This is a genomic window from Pseudobutyrivibrio xylanivorans DSM 14809 (assembly GCF_900141825.1).
Lineage (GTDB): Bacteria > Bacillota > Clostridia > Lachnospirales > Lachnospiraceae > Pseudobutyrivibrio > Pseudobutyrivibrio xylanivorans.
In genome coordinates this window covers 275,674-297,911 of record NZ_FQYQ01000002.1, presented here as the reverse complement: position 1 = coordinate 297,911, position 22,238 = coordinate 275,674, and the positions used below count along the sequence as shown (strand labels likewise).

The following is a 22,238-nucleotide window of genomic DNA, read 5'->3' as shown; positions in this document are numbered from 1 at the left end:
TTTTGCCTTTCCTTTCTACTTTTTTCTCTTATCTGCCAGAACCATCTTCTTCATGGTCTTTATTGCCTGAGCCAGAGGCTTGCGAGCAGGACATGCAAAGCTGCAGCTGCCGCACTCAATACACTCAAGTCCGTACCATTTTTCGAACTGTTCCTTATCGCCATGATCAGAAAACTTAGAAAGTCGAGAAGGAATAAGATTTTCAGGACATGCTTCTACACATCTGCCGCAGTTAATACAAGCAGTTGTCTCGTACTTAGAAACCTCATCCTCTGAAAGAGCAACCAGTGCACCTGATGTCTTTGTAGTAGGTACATTCACATCCATAAGTGCAAATCCCATCATAGGACCGCCAGAGATAAGCTTCTGTGGCTCTCTTACATATCCTTCTGCAGCTTCAAGTATTTCCTTGTAGCTTGTACCGATGCAAATACGGAAGTTACGTGGTTCCATAATTGCATCTCCTGTAATGGTGAAAATTCTGTCCATAACAGGCTTGCCCTCTACAACTGCTGTGTAGACAGCATTAATAGTGGCAACATTATCTACGATACAACCTGCATCAGCAGGAAGCTTCTTTGAATTAATTTCTCTACCCGTGCAGGCTTTGATGAGCTGACGCTCACCGCCCTGAGGATACTTTGTCATAAGTGGAACTACCTCGAGACGAGGTTCTTTTTCACAGAGCTTAGACAGAGATTCGATAACATCACTCTTATTATCTTCTATTCCAAGAAGTCCCTTTGCTTTTGGAAACAGCTGAAGAATAATCTTCATTCCAGTAATGAGTTTTTCAGGCTCTTCAACCATTGATCTGTAATCAGATGTAAGATAAGGCTCACACTCTGCACAGTTTGCAATGATGAACTCAATGTTTTCTGGATTGTTTGGTGAAAGCTTAACATGGGTAGGGAATCCGGCTCCACCCATACCAACAATTCCAGCTTCCTGAATCTTTTTAATGAGTTCCTCTTTTGAAAGCTTTGTATAGTCTTCACAACCTTCAAAGCCTTTCTCAATAAATTTCCCATCGCTTTCGATGACGATGGAGTTCACCATGTCTCCCGTAGGTACTCGCCTAGGCTCTATAGCTTTTATAGTGCCTGATACAGAAGAAAAAATAGGTGCAGAAACAAAACCTCCCGCATCAGCAATCTTCTGACCTCTAAGTACAGTATCACCTACAGAAACGCAGGCTACCGCTGGCGCACCAATGTGTTGTGACAATGGATAAACCATTTCCCCCTGTGGTAGTAAATCCTTTATAGGCTTTTCCTTTGAAAGTTCTTTGCCGTCGTAAGGATGAACACCACCTTTGAATGTCTTAAGGCCCATGTACTTTACCCCTCTTTTGAAAATTTGTTTCATAACACTTAAGTAAATTGTATCATTTTGATGGAAACAAAAGATAAATATTATCATTTATTTTGTATATTTTTAAGTACAAAAATGGTAAAGTAGTTGTGTTGTTTGTGCAAATCATAATAAAAAGGACACTTAACATGGAAATTATAGAATATAGCTATGACATAGATAATATCAGCTACTCTTTAGATAAATATTTTGATGAGAACACAGTATTTTTTGATATAGAATGTACTGGTCTTTCACCTAGGAAATCATTTATATATCTTATCGGATATGCGGTAAGACTGGGAAATAAAATCGCCATCACTCAGCTTTTAGCAAAAAATGAAGCTGAAGAGCTTGAAGTTCTTGAGGAATTTGAAAAAGTAATTTGTAAATACGATAATTTACTTGGCTTTAATTCCACCAGATTTGATGAAGCTTTTATTGTAGAAAGATGCAGAAAATATAAGTTTAATACTGCTATTAAAACAAAACATCACATCGATATGTATCTTACGACTACAAAGGCAAAATGTCTTTTAGATTTACCAAATTATAAGCAAAAAACTATCGAGGAATTCTTAGGGTTACACCGCGAAGATAAATATAATGGAGGCGAGCTAATCCCTGTATATCAGCACTATTCTCTTATGGGAGACAATGAATCAAAAGACCTTATTCTCCTTCATAATTATGAGGATATTAAGGGTATGATTTACATCTCTGATATTATGGCATATGCGGATTTACTTAATTCGGATATACGATATTTGAGTCATGAAACAGACGAAAATAAACTTAGATTTGAAATTGAATCATCAATAGATTTGCCTAATTCTATTAATAAAATTCGTGAATACGGAATGTATATTATAAAAGGAAATCGTATTTACGTTACTTTGAATTTATTCAACGGTTCTTTATATACTTTCCTGCCAGATTACAGAAATTACTACTATCTCATTAATGAAGACATGATAGTTCCAAAATCAATTGGTGAAAGTATAGATAAAAGCTGTCGCCGTCCAGCAAGCCGTCAGGATTGTAAAGTATCTGCTGAAGGCTCTTTCGTAGCTCTACCAAAGGGATTTGATGTTGGGAACACACGAGTATTCAAACCTGAGTACAACTCTAAGGAGGCATACGTATCCGTAACAGATATTAAAGAAGATATTTTTATCAAAATTACTAGATATATGTTAAAGCATTAAAAAGAGCTATGGTAGCTATCAATCTCTAAGTGTTGCTCAAGGAGAGCTTTCTTCAGCTCGACGGAGCAATATCTTAGGATTGAGAGCGTAACCATAGCTCGTTGTATATTTTTTTATACTTTCTCGTAATAGAAGGAATATCTTCTCTTATATCCCAGTTCTTTGTAGTCTATTACCTGTTCTGTAGATCCAATGAAAAGGATTCCACCTGTCCTAAGGGATTTGCAGAACTTGTCATATACTTCTGTCTTAGCTTCATCTGTAAAGTAGATTAATACGTTTCTACATACAATCATGTCGTAATTTGAAGGATAAGGATCTCTAAGAAGATTATGTTCCTTAAACTCTACACATCTTTTTACTTCATCACTAATCTGATAAGAGTTACCAACCTGTGTAAAGAATTTCTTCTTAAGATCAGCTGGTACATTGGCAATACTCTTTGCGCTATATAAACCAACCTTTGCAGTAGCGATAACCTGTTTATCCAAATCAGTAGCGAAAATCTTAATCTTATTAAGTGGAATATGCTGTGACAAACACATTACCAAAGAATATGGCTCATCACCTGTGGAACAAGCTGCACTCCAAATCTTAAGATTCTGACCAGATTTCTTCATAAGCTCGGGAATGAATTCCTTGCTCATAAGATCCCATTGTTCAGGATTTCTATAGAATTCAGATACATTAATTGTCAGGAAATTTACAAATTCGTCAAAGACTTCCTTATCATTTTTAAGAAGCATTACATATTCATGATACTCCTTACATTTATGCTTAGTAACAAGAGAATCAATTCGACGACGCATCTGTTTCTCTTTGTAAGAGCTAAGGTCAATCTTTGTAAGGTTGTGAACTTCCTGCTTGAATCCTTCGTAATTATCCATATTACACTCCTTAATAGTATAAAATTCTATCTAAAGATTAGATACCACCACTTTGAATAGATACATTATACTGATTATTTGTGTATTTATTGTTATATTTCTAAGAATAAACAAAAAATAAGACCTAGAAACTAATCTAGGTCTTATAACTAGTCATTTTATTCTTCTGAAGCTGCTACTTCCTCAACATTAACATCAGCAACCTCTGCCTCATCAGCATCAGCTGTCTCTGGCTCAAGAAGAGCCTTCATTGAAAGACTGATCTTCTTCTCGTCATCGTTGAACTCAACAACCTTTGCCTCGATATCCTGTCCGATAGTAAGTACATCAGAAGGCTTCTCAATACGCTCCTTAGAAATCTGAGAAACGTGAAGAAGTGCATCAATACCAGGAGCAAGCTCTACGAAAGCACCGAAGTCCTTCATACGAACAACTTTACCCTTAACAACAGAGCCTACAGCGTACTTATCTGCAGCACCATTCCATGGGTTCTCATTGTCAAACTTGCAAGAAAGAGCAATCTTTCCGTCCTTGATTTCCTTAACAAATACCTTAATTGTATCTCCAACATTAAGAGTCTTTGTAGGATTCTCAACACGACCCCAGCTCATCTCTGAGATGTGGAGAAGACCATCAGCACCACCTAAATCGATGAATGCACCAAAGTCCTTAACGTTCTTAACTGTTCCTTCAAATTCCTGACCAACAGCAATCTTTGACATAAGCTCTTCCTGAGCCTTTGCTCTATCAGCAACAAGAAGTGTCTTTCTGTTACCAATGATTCTACGACGCTTTGGATCAAATTCTGTAATAATAAAGCTGATTTCCTGACCCTGGTACTTTCCAAGATCCTTCTCGTAAACATCTGATACGAATGAAGCTGGGATAAATACTCTTGCTTCATCAACAACAACTGTAAGGCCACCCTTAAGAACCTTATCAACAGTAGCTGTAAGAACTTCACCGTTCTCGAATGCCTCTGCTAATCTCTCATTACCCTTTTCCTGAACAAGTCTCTTATAAGATAAGAGAACCTGGCCCTCGCCATCATTAACCTTTACAACAATAGCAGAAAGTGGGTCGCCAACCTTAACAACAGTAGTAAGATCTACGTTTGACTCGTTGGTGTACTCAGAACGTGTAATAATACCATCTGACTTGTAACCGATATTTAAAACGATTTCATCAGGCTTAACACTGATAACAGTACCGTCTACGACCTCTCCATTGTGTATAGTTTTAAATGATTCCTCTAGCATTTGTTCAAAACTCATTTCTGACATTTCTTTTGAACCTCCTCGATAATATTGTTTGGGGTGGATGCCCCTGCGGTAATACCTACACTTTCAATGGAACTAAGGCCAGAAAGCTGTAAATCATCAGCTGTCTGTATATAGTAAGTATCGTTGCATTTTGTTTTGCATATTTCATACAATTTCTGCGTGTTGGAAGAGTTCTTACTTCCAATGACTATCATAGCATCTACTTTGGAAGCGATTTCATCTGCTTCAACCTGTCGCTTATTAGTCGCATCGCATATTGTATTCAAAACAATAATATGATAACCTTTTTGCTTTATAATTTCAACTAATTCTTGAAATTTATTATGATTAAAGGTGGTTTGAGACACAATACAAATACCCGCGTGAGTATTAACTGAAAAATCCACAGCCGCCTTCTCGTCAGGAATAACTGTGTAATCATTGCCATTAATCCAACCTACTATACCCCTAACTTCTGGATGATCTGGGTTTCCAATAATAACGATATGCTCTCCTGCCTTTGAGTGTTCATCAACTGCTCGATGAATCTTTTTTACAAATGGACAAGTTGCATCAATGATTGTATGTCCCTTTGCCTTTAAATCTTCTTCGACTGCTCTTGTAACACCATGAGAACGAATAATTACTGTACCTGCTGGGTAGGATTCATTTGAATCCTCCTCCATTACCTTTACACCATGTGCCTCGAAGCCTTTAACAACTTCTTCATTATGAATGATTGGGCCATAGGTATATAAAGGTGCAGCTCCTTCGCTGATTTGTTTTTCTACAACATCTACTGCTCGCTGAACACCGAAACAGAAGCCTGCTGACTTGGCTAAAGTAACTTTCATATACACCTCATCAATTTATTTATTACATAAATTAATAATTGCTTCAACAACCTCATCGATAGTCATATCTGAACTATCTACAAGTGTTGCATCCTCAGCCTGCTTAAGTGGGCTGATTTCTCTATGTGAATCGCGGTAGTCACGCTCCTCAATATCCTTTGCAATCTGATCAAAGTCTGCATCCTGACCCTTTGCAACAAGCTCGTCATAACGTCTCTTTGCTCTGCACTCTACTGAAGCTGTAAGGAAAACCTTAACATCAGCATTTGGAAGAACTACTGTACCGATATCACGACCATCCATGATAACATCTGTAGTCTTAGCAAGCTCCTGCTGAAGAGCAACAAGCTTAGATCTAACTGGACCATATACAGAAGTAGCGCTGGCCATATTACCTACCTCTTCTGTACGAATTAGACCTGTAACATCCTCTCCGTTAAGGATTACATGCTGTGCGCCGTCTTCATATTTAATAGAAACATTAATATCATCAACTACTGAAGAAATCTTTGCCTCATCATCTTTTGATATGTTAGAGCGAAGGAAAAATAATGCCATAGCTCTATACATAGCTCCAGTATCTACATATACATATCCTAATTTCTTCGCAATAGCTTTTGCTATTGTAGATTTACCAGCACCAGCTGGTCCGTCGATTGCAACGTTCATTGCCATTTTCAAATATCCTCCAAAATCCTATATTGATAACCCGGCCAGGTAACCTGTAGACCAGGCAATTTGTAAATTGAAGCCCCCTGTAAAGGCATCCAAATCAAGAACCTCTCCAACAAAGGAAAGACCATTTATATTTTTACATTTTAAGGTAGATGGGTCAATATCTTTCACAGAAACTCCACCTTGTGTCACAATGGCTTCATTATAATCGCGAAGCCCTAAAATAGTGAAAGGAAACGCTTTTAACAAATCAAGAAGCTGTCCTCTCTCTTCTTTTGTGACTGAATTAATCTGACGGCTGTCATCAAAATCCATAATCTCTATAAAAACAGGAACCATTGAGCTAGGGAGCAAGCCTCTAAGAACTGAGCTTAAATGCTTGTTCATGTTTTCATTGAAATCTCTTAAAATTCGATTTTCAAGCTCTTCTCTAGAAAGAGCTGGTTTTAAATCAACAACTGCTCTTAGGCTTCCTTTTTTCTGAAGAGTCTTTCCTATTATAGAGCTAGCTGAAAGAACTAGCGGTCCACTAACACCAAAGTGAGTGAATAGCATCTCACCAAAGCTGTCATATAGCTTTTTTTTATCATCATAAATCGTAAGATTTACATTTTTGAGAGCAAGCCCCTGCATTGTAGGGATATACGCTTCTTTTGTATTAAGTGGAACAAGGGCTGGTCTTGTCTCTGTAACATTCAACCCTGCCTTCTTAGCCCATTTTAATCCGTCGCCTGTAGAACCAGTTGTTCTGTATGATAAGCCGCCAGTCGCAACAACAACATGGTCACAGGTCATTTTAGTGCCATCCTTTAAAATGACTCCTGACACATTACCATCCTCGATGATAATATCCTGTACCTCAGTATGGAGCTTTATTTTTACTCCATAGTCCTTAAGTGCCTTTTCCAAAGCCTTCGTAATATCCGATGCATGATCCGAAACCGGGAAAGCTCTGTTACCACGCTCTACTTTTGTAGGAGTACCATTCATTTCTATGAAATCAATCATTGACTCTGGTCCAAAGGTGTATAGGGAGCTATACAAAAACTTAGGATTACTAACTATATTTTTAAAGAAGTCTTCTATATCACAGGCGTTTGTAAAATTACATCTGCCTTTTCCAGTGATATAAATCTTCTTACCTAATTTTTCATTCTTTTCAAGAAGTGTGACTGTATGTCCACACATTCCCGCTGCGTATGACGCCATCATACCTGCTGCGCCACCGCCTATAACAATAACATTTGCCATTAAGATTCTCCTGGATAGAACATTTTAATAGAATCATCAACCATATCAATTTCATCATTCTCATAAAATTGATATTCATTCCAGACATTCTCGACCATATCAAGTGTTTCAGCCACCTGTGCCTGTCTGCGATTGCAAAGCTCTACAATCAGAGCATTTATAACTGAAAGCGGAGCAACTAATGAATCCACAACAGAATGCATATCGCTTTCAGCAATAAGATTGCAAGAGCTGTAAAGATTCATTGGTGAATGGATGGAATCTGTAATAGTAATTACATGGGCTTGTCTGTTATTTGCAAACTCAAGAGCCTTAAGAGTACGCATTGAATATCTAGGGAATGAAATACCTATTATACAATCCTCCTCGCCTATATGAATCATCTGCTCAAAGAGCTCAGATGCAGATGATGTCTGCAAGTTAACTACATTATCAAAGATAAGGTTTAAGTAGAATGATAAAAATGATGCAAGAGGAGCACATGTACGAATACCTACAACATAAATCCTTCTAGCTTTAAGCAATGTTTCGACAGCATTGTAAAAAGCAGCCTCATCCATGTTCTCCATTGTGTTTTTTATTTTTAAAGCATCTGAAGAAAGTACTTCTCTAAGGACACCGTTTTGTTCAATACCACCCTTGGTAATTTCCACCCTGTCACTGGTATTAAGCTTCGTTCTAACCATAGCCTCCAAAGCCTGCTGAAACTCAGGATATCCGCTATATCCAATAAAAGATGCAAATCTTACAACGGTAGATTCAGAGATTCCAATGATTTCTCCAAGCTTAGCCGCAGTAAGAAATACTGCCTTGTCGTAATTATCTATGATGTAATTTGCCAAAAGCTTTTGTCCTTTTGACATTCTTCCATATTTTTCATTAATTTTTGAAATTAAATCTGTTGTTGTAGCCATAAGATCCCTTTACTATTCATCACCCATTCGCAAAATCATGCTTACAGCATTTTACTTTTGCTCATGTGTGGTTCTCACTAAATACTTTATAATAAATAGACTCTTGCAAGCAAGTCATTTTATTATAAAGTATTTAGTTCTGAATAGTAAACAAAAAAAGAGTAATGCAAGAAATCTTGCATTACTCAAAATAGCTTTAATTAAACAGGATAAGCCTTATTTGCCTTGTCAGCCTTTGCAGGGTCAACCTGTGTCTGCTGAGCCTCACGATACTCGAAGAACTCTGTAGCAACCTTAGGGAAAAGAGCATATGTGAGGACATCCTCATCCTGCTGCTTCCACTGCTTGCATTCCTCCTCAAACTTAGCAAGACCTGGCTCAATCAAATCTGCTGGACGGCATGTGATTGCCTTATCCTTATCAGCACCAAGAGCCTTCTCAACAACCTCTGGGTTGAATGGCTTTACAGTCTGACCATACTTTCCAAGAAGAATATCCTTAGTCTGCTCTGTTACAACCTTGTATCTTTCACCCATAAGTACATTGAACACAGCCTGTGTACCTACAATCTGAGATGAAGGTGTAACAAGTGGTGGCTCACCAAGGTCCTTACGTACACGAGGTACTTCCTCAAGAACCTCACGAAGCTTATCTTCCTTACCCTGCTCCTTTAACTGGCTGATAAGGTTTGAAAGCATACCACCTGGTACCTGATAACGAAGTGTGTTGATGTTAACACCAAGTACCTTTGTAGAAAGAAGACCGCTCTCGATGCACTCTTCTCTGTATGGTCTGAAGTAATCAGCGATTTCAGAAAGAAGCTCCTGATCAAAGCCTGTATCGTATGGTGTGCCTTCGAAAGCAGCTGCCATAACTTCTGTAGCTGGCTGTGATGTTCCAAGAGCGAATGGAGACATAGCACAGTCGATGATATCTGCACCAGCCTCAACAGCCTTCATGTATGTCATTGAAGCTACACCTGATGTGTAGTGTGTATGCATTTCGATAGGAAGTGATGTAGACTCCTTTAATGCTGTAACAAGCTCATAAGCCTTAGCTGGAACAAGAAGACCAGCCATATCCTTGATACAGATTGAATCTGCGCCCATATCCTCGATACGCTTTGCAATATCCTTCCAGTAATCAAGTGTATATGCATCACCAAGTGTGTAAGAAAGAGCAACCTGAGCGTGTCCCTTCTCCTTGTTTGTTGCACTTACAGCTGTCTGAAGGTTTCTGATATCGTTGAGGCAGTCGAAAATACGAATGATATCAATACCATTTGCAATTGACTTCTGAACGAAGTACTCAACAACATCATCTGGATACTGGCTGTATCCTAAAATATTCTGGCCTCTGAAAAGCATCTGAAGCTTTGTGTTCTTGAAGCCATCACGAAGCTTTCTAAGTCGCTCCCATGGATCTTCCTTAAGGAAACGAAGTGAAGCATCGAATGTAGCACCACCCCAGCACTCTACTGCGTTGTAACCAACCTTATCCATCTTATCTACGATAGGAAGCATCATAGAGGTTGGCATACGAGTTGCAATAAGAGACTGATGTGCATCTCTAAGTATTGTCTCAGTTATTTTAACTGGCTTTGGACTAATATCTGCCATTTATTTTATCCTCCTAGTTTACTAATTGAAGAAGTGCAATATTACACACCAAATATTGCCATGAATACACCGGCTGCAACGGCAGTTCCGATAACACCAGCAACGTTTGGTCCCATAGCATGCATAAGAAGGAAGTTTGTAGGATCCTCTTCTGCACCGACCTTTTGTGAAACACGCGCTGCCATAGGAACAGCAGAAACACCAGCTGAACCGATAAGCGGATTGATCTTACCACCTGTAACATGGCAAAGAAGCTTTCCGAATAATACACCAGCTGCTGTACCAAATACGAAAGCAACAAGACCAAGAACAACGATCTTGATTGTAGCTGCATTTAAGAATGCCTCAGCAGATGTAGATGCACCTACTGATGTACCAAGAAGAATAACTACGATGTACATAAGGGCATTTGATGCAGTCTCTGTAAGCTGATTTACAACACCAGACTCCTTGAAAAGGTTACCAAGCATAAGCATACCAACAAGTGGAGCTGTTGTAGGTAAGATCAAACATACAATGATAGTAACAACGATTGGGAAGAGAATCTTCTCAAGCTTTGAAACTGGACGAAGCTGAGCCATCTTAATAGAACGCTCTTCCTTTGTTGTAAGCGCCTTCATAATAGGAGGCTGAATAATTGGAACCAATGACATATATGAATATGCAGCAACAGCAATAGGTCCCATAAGTGCTGATTGTCCTAATTTACCAGCAAGGAAAATAGATGTAGGTCCATCTGCACCACCGATGATTGATACTGCAGCAGCTGCCTGATCTGAGAATCCAAGAAGGATTGCAAGAAGGTAAGCTGTGAAAATACCAATCTGTGCAGCAGCACCAAGCCAGAAGCTGATTGGATTTGCAATAAGTGGACCGAAATCTGTCATAGCTCCAACACCCATGAAAATAAGTGATGGAAGAATTGAATACTCATCAAGAGTATAGAAATAATAAAGCAAGCCGCCTACTCCATTGGAGGTTTCCTCTGGAGATGCAATGATGTCAGGATAAATGTTTACCAACAACATACCAAAAGCGATTGGTAATAAAAGAAGTGGTTCGTATCCTTTTTTTATTGCAAGGTAAAGGAAAACACAGGCAACCGCTATCATGACAAAGTTACCCCAGGTCAGATTGAAAAATGCAGTCTGATGAGCCAGGTTTAACAATGTCTCTCCAACGTAACTCATGTGTAATCCTCCTATTAGTTCATAGTTGCAAGAAGTGCGCCTGCCTCAACCTGCTGACCTTCGTTGCAGTTGATTGATGCAACAGTACCATCCTGAGGTGCAACAACAGGTGTTTCCATCTTCATAACCTCAAGAACAACAACAGGGTCACCCTTCTTTACAGAAGCACCTGCAGCAGCTGCAATCTTAACAACCTTACCAGCAGCACCTGCCTCGATCTTAACACCACCAGCAGCACCTGTAGCAACTGGTGCTGGAGCAGCAGCCTTTGGAGCTGCAGCAGGAGTAACTGGAGATACGCCAGAGCCTCCCTTATCTTCTACAGTAACATCGTATACTGTTCCATTAACAGTGATTGTATAATTTTTCATGGATAATTCCTCCTAAGTCTAAAATCTTTTCTTGATGGAACGTACTACAAACGAATCTGTAGAAGCTCCTGTGCTAGCAGCGATTGCTGCAGCAATAACAGCAACAAGCTGTAAATCATCTGTCTCATTTTTAGCGGATGTAGCAACTGGTGTAGCTGCAGGAGCAGCAACAGCCTGTGGCTCTTCCTTCTTTTCCTTAGCTTTCTTCTCAAGCTTAGGAATAATCTCGAAGCACTTGATTACACCAGACATAACAATAAGCATACAGAACACAATAAGGATACCCATTACTGTGTTAAGTGCAGCCTTCTGCATTGTCTCACCTAATGTGTAAACTGGCTCGATATCAACTGCTGTAGGACCAGCATCAACATCATTTGCCTTGTAAACAAATGTTGTCTTTAAATCTCTAACTGTAAAATCAGTAATCATTGTGGCTGTAATTGTCTTACCAGACTTCTCAACCTCAACCTTACCAAAGTCAACAAAATCTCCTACCTTAACATCCTTAATATCTTTGTAGCTATTAAGAAGATCATCAAAGCCTACAAAGCTTGTAGATAAGAACTTAGGAAGACCAGCTTCTTTAACAGCATCGCTATACTGACCAAGACCATTAGCCATGAAATACTCAGTAGCCTGCTCGTATTCAGACTCATCTAAGCTAAGTGCGTAATTCATGTATAGCTTCGCAATAGTGTCGTAAGCTTCTGTATCGTATCCTCCGTAAGTGTTATCTTTCTTGCCACCACAGGCAACAAGACTAAGAGCAAGGATTAAGGTAGTGAAAACTACTAAAATTCTTTTTTTCATAAATTCACCTTCCTGCTCTTAAAAGAACATCTCAAATCCTGCAATAATGTATTTTCTAGCATCTGCTGTAGAAACGATTCTATCAATGTGACCATGTGCTGCAGCTGTAAGTGCACTATCCTGAAGCTGAGCATAATCCTTTTCAATAGCAGCTGCGTCTGTTCCATTTTCGCTTAAGATTCTAGCAGCCTTAGCAGCTTCCATAGCACCAACAGATGCTGTCTCGAAAGCGTATACTAAATCTGCACCAAGAGACTTAGAGTTCATAAGAACATAAGGCGAACCATAAGCCTGCTTAGTAATAAGATTAATCTTAGGAATGCTAGCATCAACAAATCTCTGTGTCATCTGAGCAAGAGCACGTGGTAAACGCTTCTCCTGACATACACAAGACTTGAATGCAGCTACATTAGTAATAGAAAGAACTGGGATTTCGTACATATCGCAAAGATCAACAAAATCAGCTGCTTTCTCGCAACCAGCTGCAGAAAGGAAAGCTTCTCCGTCAACTTCTCTATTACCTACTACACCAATTGTTACTCCATCAAGCTTCATAAGACCTGTAACCATTTCCTTTGCGAAACCAGCCTTAAGCTCGATAAATTCTCTGTTATCAGCAATCTCTGTAGCAACAGCTGCTGCGTCACCCACCTTAGACTCGAGACCTTCTGATGCTCTGTTAAGATCATCTGTAGCCTCTGTAATGTCGTTAGGAATCATAGAGATAACCTGTCTCATAGATGCAACAACCTCAGAAAGAGATCCGTGCATATCTACTGTACCAGCTTCTTCAAACTGGAATGCTGCTGAAGATGAATCGCATTCTTCTGCTCTGTTGCCTTTAATAGCATCTGGAGAGTTATAGAAAAGTGAAGCACCATCAACCATGAATGTGAAATCAGCAAGTGAAGGAAGAACTGAAAGTCCACCACCACAATTACCTGCTACACACATAAGCTGTGGAATAACACCCTTTACATCAGCTGCTCGCTCGATTACAGAACCAAGAGCTTCAAGAGCATCAAAAGACTCCTGAAGACGAACACCACCACAATCGATAAATCCGATGACAGGAGCACCAACTTTAAGTGCCATGTCATAAAGTGACAGAATCTTCTTAGCATGCATCTCACCAATTGTACCGCCCAAAACCTCGGCGTTCTGGCTGAAAACGAACACTAATGTGCCATCCACAAGACCATGACCAATAATAACTCCATCTGATGGTTCTTTCTTTGCATCAAGGTTAAAATCTGTGTTGCGTGACATTACTAATGACTGAAGCTCAACAAAGCTGTTGTCATCAAGCAATGCATTAATTCTAGCCTGAGCTTGACTTAAATCATTACCCATCTCATACCTCCATTTATATAAAATATTTCAAATTTCTCGCAAGTCTAATAATAGTGTATTTTAATTCTGTTTTCAACGTAAATGCGCTGAAAAATTGTCATAAAAAACCACCCAAAAATTTGGGTGGTTTTTTGTTTAAATTTACTTGATTTTTTAAATTATTTTATATCGTAACTTCAACGTTATTTGCTTCGTTTTCTGCCTCGATTTTAAACTCCTCAATCTGAGTCTGTGAAAGTTCTGGAAGTTCTTCGATAGAGCTTACACCAAATGAACGTAAAAACTCTTCTGTAGTGCCAAAAAGCATTGGTCTTCCTGGTGCATCAAGGCGTCCAAGCTCAGCACATAAGCCAAGTTCAACAAGCTTTGAAACAGCGAAATCACAGGAAACTCCTCTAATTTTTTCAATCTCAGATTTTGTAATAGGCTGCTTATATGCAATAATTGAAAGAGTCTCAAGAAGAACATCTGTCAATACGTATTTACGTGGCTGCTTTGCAATCCTGATGAGATATTCATAAATTTCTGGATTGGTACACATCTGGTATGCACCATCTATCTCAGTAATTGTGATGCCGCGATTGTTTGCTGCATAAGATTCTTTAAGTGAATTAATAGCTGCAACAACCTGTTTTTCTTCTATTTCAAGTGCCTTTGCAATCTTTGAAGCCTCAACTGTGCCTCCCATTGCAAATAAGATGCCCTCTACTATATTTTCAATCTCTTTTAATTCCATAATTATTTACTCCGTCGATATTAGGCTGCGATTCTGGATTCAATCAAAATATCAGTGAAGGTATCCTCCTGTGTGATATTAATCTGACCAGCCTTCATCATCTCTAAAATACAAAGGAATGTAACAATAACCTCTGTCTTTGAATGTGCTGCCTCAAGAAGATTTCTAAAACTGAATGTGTTATGAGCCTTAGCAAATGCGATAGTCCATTCCATCTTCTGCTCAAGGGAAACTTCTTCCTTTTTAATCTTTCCGAATGTGGAACGAATTGGATCCCTTCTATTATCCTGACGCTTAAGCACCTGCTGGAAAATATCATTAAGCTTATTTAATGTAAGGTCTGCCATAAGCTCTTCCAAATCAACTGGCTGCTGGTACTTTAAAACTTCCTCTGGAATGGTAGGCTCCTTGTAGAAAACAAGGCTAGCATCAAGCTGTCTGTCTCTAAGCTGATAAGAAATAGTCTTATACATCTTATATTCCAACAACTGCTGAACAAGCTCTGCACGTGGATCCTCAGGTTCCTCGCCCTCTTCTGTCTTCTCTTCCTGTGGTAATAACATACGGCTCTTGATATCAAGAAGTGTGGTAGCCATAAGAAGGAACTCAGACATGACATCCAGGTCGCTATTATCCATAGCACGAACATAATCCATATACTGATCAGTAATCTCAACAATAGGGATGTCGTAAATATCAACTTTGTTCTTATCAATCAAATGTAATAGTAAATCTAAAGGCCCTTCGAAAACCTGTAGTTTAACATTCATTTCCATACATTTTCTCCTAATAAAGGCAAAAAATAATCTCATGCCTATAACATGAGATTATTATAATAGACTATATAGTACAAGTCAATAAACGAAACCACAAGATTTAGTGTTTTCAGACTATTTTAGAGAGATTCGAGAGTTTTACGAATTTCGATGATGAAATCCCTTGAATTAAGGACTGTTGGGTTCTCAATAGATGTAATGAGAGCCAAATCCTTTGTCATCTTTCCCTCCTCAATTGTCTTGATGCAAGCCTTCTCAAGCTTGTCTGCGAAAGCTGAAAGCTCAGGAATATTATCAAGTTCTCCACGCTTTCTAAGAGCTCCAGTCCAGGCAAAGATTGTAGCTACTGAGTTTGTAGATGTCTCCTCACCCTTTAAGTGCTTGTAGTAGTGACGCTGAACAGTTCCGTGAGCAGCCTCGTACTCATAATATCCAGCAGGGCTAACAAGTACTGATGTCATCATGGCAAGTGAACCAAAAGCAGATGAAATCATATCTGACATAACATCACCATCATAATTCTTGCATGCCCAAATAAATCCACCCTCAGACTTCATAACACGAGCAACTGCATCATCGATAAGTGTATAGAAATATTCGATACCAGCCTTATCAAAAGCATCCTTGTATTCCTTATCAAATATTTCCTGGAATACATCCTTAAATGTATGGTCATACTTCTTAGAAATTGTATCCTTTGTAGCAAACCATAAATCCTGCTTAGTATCTAAAGCATATTTAAAACAGCTATGAGCAAAGCTTTCGATTGAATCGTTAAGATTGTGCTGTCCCTGAACCACACCTGGTCCATTAAATGTATGAACAAGAGCACGCTCTTCCTTACCATCCTCAGATGTGTAAACAAGCTCTACCTTACCAGCTGCTGGAATAACCATCTCAGTATTCTTGTAAACATCACCATAAGCATGACGAGCAATAGTAATAGGCTTCTTCCAAGATTTAACATTTGGCTCAATGCCCTTTACAACGATTGGCGCACGGAATACTGTACCATCAAGGATTGCACGGATAGTTCCATTAGGGCTCTTCCACATCTCCTTAAGATTGTACTCTGTCATACGAGCTGCGTTAGGAGTGATTGTGGCGCACTTTACAGCAACTCCATATTTCTTTGTAGCCTCTGCAGACTCTACTGTTACCTTGTCATCTGTCTCATTTCTGTGCTCAAGACCAAGGTCATAATACTCAGTCTTTAAATCGATGAAAGGAAGAAGAAGTTCATCCTTAATCATCTGCCAGAGGATGCGTGTCATCTCATCGCCGTCCATCTCTACGAGTGGGGTTGTCATTTGAATTTTGCTCATAACGTATTCTCCTTATCTTATAACTTTTATAGAATAAGCCTGCCGCAATGGCAGGCTTAAGTCTTATTTAACTACAAGGTTAACAATCTTGTTTGGAACATAGATTTCTTTAACGAGATTCTTGCCCTCGATTGCGCCAGCAACAGAAGCGTCAGCCTTTGCAATTGAAAGCGCCTCATCCTTCTCACAACCGTTAGGAATCTTGATAGTAGCCTTAAGCTTACCATTTACCTGAACAGCGATTTCGATTGTAGACTCAACAATCTTTGCTGGGTCAAACTCTGGCCAAGCTGAAAGTGATACATAACCCTCTCCGCCAAGCTCAGCATACATTTCCTCACAAAGATGTGGAGCAAATGGAGCTAAAATCTTAACGAGAAGTACAAGATTATCCTTTGTAATATGTCCCTCTGCAATGATATCGTTAAGAAGTCCCATCATAGCTGCAATAGCAGTGTTGTACTTCATAGCTTCGATATCCTCAGAAACCTTTTTAATTGTCTTATGGATACCTGTCTCGATTGATTCGCTGTTAGCCTCATCAGTAACGATATCTGTAAGACCTGCGAATCTCTCAAGGAATCTCTTACATCCACGAACAGATGCATCTGACCAAGGAGCAGCTGCGCCGTAATCACCCATGAATAATACGTAAGTACGAAGTGTGTCTGCACCGTAAGCATCTACAATATCAAGTGGATCAATAACGTTTCCACGAGACTTAGACATCTTCTGTCCGTCCTCGCCAAGAATCATACCCTGTGCACTTCTCTTCTTATATGGCTCTGGAGTATTAACTACACCAAGGTCATAAAGGAAGTGATGCCAGAAACGTGAATAAATCAAGTGGCGTGTAACGTGCTCCATACCACCGTTGTACCAGTCAACTGGCATCCAGTAGTTGAGCTTGTCCATTGCGGCAAACTCGTTATCATTATGTGGATCAATGTAACGAAGGAAGTACCAAGATGAACCAGCCCACTGTGGCATAGTATCTGTCTCACGCTTTGCAGCACCTCCACACTTAGGACATTTGCAGTTAACGAAGCTCTCAACTCTAGCAAGTGGTGACTCACCATCTGTACCTGGCTCAAACTTATCCATTACAGGAAGCTTAAGTGGAAGCTCCTCAAATGGAACTGCTACATCGCCACATGTTGGACAGTGAACGATTGGAATAGGCTCACCCCAGTAACGCTGTCTGTTAAATGCCCAATCCTTCATCTTGAACTGAACACCAGCCTTACCACAACCAAGCTTCTCTAATTCCTGAATCATTCTATCGATTGAGTCCTTTTTATTATTAAGACCGTTAAGGAACTCAGAATTAATCATGTTACCTTCGCCTGTGTAAGCTTCCTTAGTAACATCTCCACCCTCAATAACAGGGATAATATCAATACCGAACTTAGTAGCGAAGTCCCAGTCACGCTGATCATGTGCAGGAACAGCCATAATAGCACCTGTTCCATAACCCATCATTACGTAATCTGAAATAAATACAGGGATTTTCTTTCCTGTGATAGGGTTGATTGCATCAAAGCCTTCAACTCTAACGCCTGTCTTATCCTTTGAAACAAGCTGTGTACGCTCAAACTCAGACTTCTTCTGGCACTCAGCTCTGTAAGCCATAATAGCGTCCATGTTAGAAATCTTATCAGCATACTTATCAATATATGGATGCTCTGGAGCAATTACCATAAATGTAACACCGCAAAGTGTATCGGGACGAGTTGTGTAAATCTCAAGCTTATCTTCGATTCCATCAAGTGTGAAGTTTACGAAAGCACCCTTTGACTTACCAATCCAGTTAACCTGCTGCTGCTTGATATTCTCAGGGAAATCAAGTCCCTCAAGTCCCTCAAGGAGCTTATCAGCATACTCTGTAATGCGAAGATACCAAACATCCTTTTCCTTCTGGATTACGTCTGTGTCACAGATATCACACTTACCGCCCTGTGAATCCTCGTTTGAAAGAACCACCTTACAATGTGGGCAATAATTTACAAGAGTCTTATCTCTGAAAACAAGGCCCTTCTCGAACATCTTAAGGAAAATCCACTGAGTCCACTTATAGTAGTCCTCCTGAGTAGTGTCGATTGTACGACTGTAATCAAATGAGAAGCCTACACTCTTAAGCTGAGTAGTGAACTTTTTAATATTGTCATCTGTGATTTTTCTAGGATGTGTATTAGTTTTTACGGCATAATTTTCTGTAGGAAGACCAAATGCATCAAATCCGATAGGGAATAATACATTATAGCCCTGCATTCTACGCTTTCTTGAAACTACTTCAACAGAAGAATAAGCCTTGATATGTCCAACGTGCATTCCGGCACCAGATGGATATGGAAATTCTACAAGACCATAGAATTTAGGCTTATCTGAACCATCTACAGCTTTGAAAATTTCATCTTTTTCCCAAGCTGCTTGCCACTTTTTTTCAATTGCTTTGAAATTATGTTTCATTGTATTTATACCTCGCTCTATATCTAACTAAACAAAAATTATAATAAACCCATGATATTTTTGCAACGAATAACCTAGATTTAATTTATCTTCTAATTTAATTCAAGTGAATCTGACACATATATATGATATCCGTAGGAATTAGCCAGCTTAATTGCTTGTTTCTTTATATCCTCATCATTTGTATATTCAAGAGCATACCCATCCTTTCCATCATCCATAACAAGAACAAGATAAGAAAGGAAGTAATCTCTTTCATTCTCTTCGTTTACAGTAAATTTATCATTCTGCCAATCAATTGCTGTATATACGGTTTCTTGATTAACACCATCTAAAATAGCATCTAAGGAATCATATCGATTATAGTATTCAGTGACAAAATAATCTCCACCATTTATTAATACATAGGTATCCCTTCCATTTAGCTTTCTTAAAATTGCAGAAACACCATCAAAAATTTCATCAGTAGGATAATTATAATAAACATCACAATTATCAATAAAAAATCCATCTACCCCTTTATCTAACAGATCATCAGCCATTTCTAAAACGAAATCCTGCCATTTAGCTTGTGAAACATCAACCCACTGCTCATCATCCCAATTTTCATAAGCACCAAGGGTTATATCTTCATAGTCATTGTAGTAGTCTCTGAAGCTCTCAATAGAGCCTAAATTAAGATACGTATATACGATATGACCATCTTCCTTTAATTTGCCGATTTCTTTTGAAGTATAATACTGAGCATCAATTACAATAGTCTTAGGTAAATCTTTTTCTAACAAATCCTCTGGGTTCGCACCTATATACACCCCATATTCCTCAGATCTAATTTTTTCCCATATGTCATTATCATTGTAAATATGAATAAATAAACCTACAAAGACTATTCCCATAGCAAGTGCAAAAAATCTTCCTATTATTTTCATATGATAATAATCCTTCTATATTTTCGTTTAGGTAGTAGATTAATACTAATAAATCACATAGTCAACATTGACACCTGTAAGCTTATTTCCTTTAAAGTAAAAAACAGGCTGCCATTACTGACAGCCTGTAAATATATTTATGTAGTTATTCTTCGTCTACATCCTTAATCTTATTAGCGCGTCTCTCAACCTCCTTAGCCTGAACATCAGATGGAACCTGCTCGTAACGAGCCAACTCATAAGAGAATGTTCCATAACCACCAGTCATAGAACGAAGTGTTGTGTCATAGCCATAAAGCTCAGCCATAGGAACTTCTGCCATAACCTCAGTCTTTCCACCAGTTTCTGTAGGGTTCATACCAAGAACACGTCCACGTCTCTTGTTCAAATCACCCATTACATCACCAGTGTAGCTATCTGGAACTACAACCTTAAGTGTCTCGATAGGCTCAAGAAGAATTGGATTAGCCTTCATGATACCATCCTTGAATGCACCCTTAGCTGCAACCTTGAATGCCATTTCTGAAGAATCAACTGGATGATAGCTTCCATCATAAAGATTAGCATGTACACCAACTACAGGATAAGCTGCAAGAGGTCCTGCAAGTACTGCCTCTGATAAGCCCTTCTCAACAGCTGGGAAGTAGTTCTTAGGAACTGCACCACCAACTACAGACTCTGTAAAGTTGTAATGCTCCTCCATATTTCCAGAAGGCTCAAAGGTCATCTTAACATGGCCATACTGTCCGTGACCACCGGTCTGCTTCTTATACTTGTACTCAACATCAGCCTTTCCTCTGATTGTTTCCTTGAAAGCAATCTTTGGCTGGCTAAGCTCGATGTCTACTTTGTACTTCTCATTAAGCTTCTGAACAAGCATATCAATATGTCTGTCGCCGATACCATAGAGAAGTGACTGGTTATTCTCGCCATCATTAACAGCCTTGATTGTTAAGTCTTCAGCACAAAGCTTAGAAAGTGCCTGTGCAATTTTATCTTCATCTCCCTTGTTTTTAGCCTTATATCTCTTGTATGTATAAGGAACTGAAAGTGGTGTTCTGATGTAAAGGATTGGATTAGCCTTTGTAGAAAGGGAATCTGTTGTAGCAACCTTCTGAAGCTTAGAAAGTGCACAGATATCTCCAGCATGTACCTCGGGAACTTCCTCAGCCTTGCTTCCTGTTAAGATGTAAAGCTTACCAATCTTCTCCTCAGACTCTTTATGTTTGTTATAAAGCAAATCATCTGTCTTAAGAACACCTGAATTAACCTTGATAAGAGAATACTTACCAACGAATGGATCAACGATTGTCTTAAATACATAAGCACTCTTTGGCTTAGAGAAGTCATAGTTTGCTTCATATACTTCATTCGTATTTGCATTAATTCCTGTAATCTTGCAATCTGCTGGTGATGGAAGATACTTAACAACGTCGGTAAGCATTGTATACTGACCTCTGTTAGTAAGATTTGATCCCATCATGACAGGAACAATATCACCTGAAGCTACGTTTACACGAAGTGCCTGACGAATTTCATCCTCAGAGAACTCTTCGCCACCAAAATATCTATCCATGAATTCCTCTGATGTTTCAGCAACTGATTCCATCAAAGCTTCACGATATTTCTCCAAATATTCCTGACTGTAATCAGGTACATCACTATGCTCAACTGTACCATCAGCCTTCCAGCGCTTGCCCATCTGCTGAATGACATTTACATAGCCAACAAACTCTCCATTTTCTCTTATTGGAAGATGGAAAGGAGCAATCTTCTTTCCGTACAAACTCTGAAGCTCCTCAACGATTTCTCTATAGCTGGCATCATCTATATCCATGTCAGTTACAAATACCATTCTAGGAAGATTAAATTTGTCGCACATCTCCCAAGCTCTCTTTGTACCAACTTCAATTCCGCTTTTACCTGAAATAACAATAATAGCCGCATCTGCTGCTGAAACTGCCTCCTCAGCTTCTCCGACGAAATCAAAATAACCTGGTGTGTCTAGGAAATTAATCTTAGTATCGCCCCAAATGATTGGAACTAAAGAAGTGTAGATAGAAAATTTGTTTTTTGTCTCCAGTTTGTCGTAGTCACTAATGGTATTACCAGCCTCGATAGTGCCTGGCTTGCTGATCTGACCAGCTAGAAAAGCCATCGATTCGATGAGACTGGTTTTGCCCGCCCCGCTGTGACCAAGTAACACAACGTTTCTAATTTTGTCCGTAGTAAATACCTTCATGTGTCTTACCT

Annotated in this window: 19 protein-coding genes; 1 reads left to right on the top strand and 18 read right to left on the bottom strand. The window is 39.1% G+C overall.

Annotated features, from left to right (window positions below; genetic code table 11):
* Positions 1–15 precede the first annotated feature (15 nt).
* Positions 16–1,335: an electron transport complex subunit RsxC gene (gene rsxC, locus BUA88_RS03110; protein WP_072912559.1), complete on the bottom strand. Its 1,320-nt coding sequence runs from the start codon at positions 1,333–1,335 to the stop codon at positions 16–18.
* Positions 1,336–1,502: 167 nt separating this feature from the next.
* Between rsxC and BUA88_RS03105 the strand changes: the two genes are divergently transcribed.
* Entirely contained in the window at positions 1,503–2,561 is a 1,059-nt protein-coding gene (locus BUA88_RS03105) for a ribonuclease H-like domain-containing protein (protein ID WP_072912557.1), read from the top strand.
* Positions 2,562–2,674: 113 nt separating this feature from the next.
* Here BUA88_RS03105 and BUA88_RS03100 read toward each other — a convergent pair whose 3' ends face one another.
* From BUA88_RS03100 to BUA88_RS03020, 17 genes are all read right to left on the bottom strand, one after another.
* Positions 2,675–3,448, bottom strand: a complete 774-nt coding sequence (locus BUA88_RS03100) for a CheR family methyltransferase (RefSeq protein WP_072912555.1) — start codon at positions 3,446–3,448, stop codon at positions 2,675–2,677.
* 158 nt (positions 3,449–3,606) lie between these two features.
* Positions 3,607–4,731, bottom strand: coding sequence for a 30S ribosomal protein S1 (gene rpsA / locus BUA88_RS03095; RefSeq protein ID WP_072912552.1), 1,125 nt, complete (start codon positions 4,729–4,731; stop codon positions 3,607–3,609).
* On the bottom strand, positions 4,719–5,564 hold the full coding sequence (gene ispH / locus BUA88_RS03090; protein ID WP_072912550.1) for a 4-hydroxy-3-methylbut-2-enyl diphosphate reductase: 846 nt from the start codon (positions 5,562–5,564) through the stop codon (positions 4,719–4,721). The genes rpsA and ispH overlap by 13 nt, the downstream gene beginning before the upstream one ends.
* Positions 5,565–5,579: 15 nt before the next feature.
* Positions 5,580–6,239 carry a (d)CMP kinase gene (gene cmk, locus BUA88_RS03085; RefSeq protein ID WP_072912547.1) on the bottom strand — a complete coding sequence of 220 codons (660 nt, stop codon included), beginning with the start codon at positions 6,237–6,239 and terminating at the stop codon, positions 5,580–5,582.
* Between the two features lie 21 nt (positions 6,240–6,260).
* Positions 6,261–7,490 (bottom strand): BaiN/RdsA family NAD(P)/FAD-dependent oxidoreductase, encoded by a 1,230-nt coding sequence (locus BUA88_RS03080; protein WP_072912545.1) that lies wholly within the window; start codon positions 7,488–7,490, stop codon positions 6,261–6,263.
* Complete coding sequence (locus BUA88_RS03075; RefSeq protein ID WP_072912543.1) at positions 7,490–8,404, bottom strand: MurR/RpiR family transcriptional regulator; 915 nt, start codon at positions 8,402–8,404, stop codon at positions 7,490–7,492. The genes BUA88_RS03080 and BUA88_RS03075 overlap by 1 nt, the downstream gene beginning before the upstream one ends.
* A 200-nt stretch (positions 8,405–8,604) precedes the next feature.
* Positions 8,605–10,023: an oxaloacetate decarboxylase subunit alpha gene (locus BUA88_RS03070; RefSeq protein ID WP_072912541.1), complete on the bottom strand. Its 1,419-nt coding sequence runs from the start codon at positions 10,021–10,023 to the stop codon at positions 8,605–8,607.
* A 41-nt stretch (positions 10,024–10,064) separates the two neighbouring features.
* Positions 10,065–11,213 (bottom strand): sodium ion-translocating decarboxylase subunit beta, encoded by a 1,149-nt coding sequence (locus tag BUA88_RS03065; RefSeq protein WP_072912538.1) that lies wholly within the window; start codon positions 11,211–11,213, stop codon positions 10,065–10,067.
* Between the two features lie 14 nt (positions 11,214–11,227).
* Entirely contained in the window at positions 11,228–11,584 is a 357-nt protein-coding gene (locus BUA88_RS03060; RefSeq protein ID WP_072912535.1) for a biotin/lipoyl-containing protein, read from the bottom strand.
* 18 nt (positions 11,585–11,602) lie between these two features.
* Positions 11,603–12,397, bottom strand: a complete 795-nt coding sequence (locus BUA88_RS03055; RefSeq protein WP_072912531.1) for an OadG family protein — start codon at positions 12,395–12,397, stop codon at positions 11,603–11,605.
* A gap of 18 nt (positions 12,398–12,415) precedes the next feature.
* Positions 12,416–13,750: a carboxyl transferase domain-containing protein gene (locus BUA88_RS03050; protein ID WP_028247837.1), complete on the bottom strand. Its 1,335-nt coding sequence runs from the start codon at positions 13,748–13,750 to the stop codon at positions 12,416–12,418.
* Between the two features lie 163 nt (positions 13,751–13,913).
* Entirely contained in the window at positions 13,914–14,486 is a 573-nt protein-coding gene (gene scpB, locus BUA88_RS03045) for an SMC-Scp complex subunit ScpB (RefSeq protein ID WP_072912528.1), read from the bottom strand.
* Between the two features lie 20 nt (positions 14,487–14,506).
* Entirely contained in the window at positions 14,507–15,262 is a 756-nt protein-coding gene (locus tag BUA88_RS03040) for a segregation and condensation protein A (RefSeq protein WP_072912525.1), read from the bottom strand.
* Between the two features lie 119 nt (positions 15,263–15,381).
* On the bottom strand, positions 15,382–16,587 hold the full coding sequence (locus BUA88_RS03035) for an NADP-dependent isocitrate dehydrogenase (RefSeq protein WP_072912522.1): 1,206 nt from the start codon (positions 16,585–16,587) through the stop codon (positions 15,382–15,384).
* A 63-nt stretch (positions 16,588–16,650) separates the two neighbouring features.
* Positions 16,651–19,056: a leucine--tRNA ligase gene (leuS, locus tag BUA88_RS03030; protein ID WP_072912519.1), complete on the bottom strand. Its 2,406-nt coding sequence runs from the start codon at positions 19,054–19,056 to the stop codon at positions 16,651–16,653.
* Positions 19,057–19,148: 92 nt separating this feature from the next.
* Positions 19,149–19,985 (bottom strand): glycoside hydrolase family 191 protein, encoded by an 837-nt coding sequence (locus BUA88_RS03025; RefSeq protein WP_083572362.1) that lies wholly within the window; start codon positions 19,983–19,985, stop codon positions 19,149–19,151.
* Positions 19,986–20,130: 145 nt separating this feature from the next.
* Positions 20,131–22,227, bottom strand: a complete 2,097-nt coding sequence (locus BUA88_RS03020) for an elongation factor G (RefSeq protein ID WP_072912516.1) — start codon at positions 22,225–22,227, stop codon at positions 20,131–20,133.
* Positions 22,228–22,238: the final 11 nt, after the last annotated feature.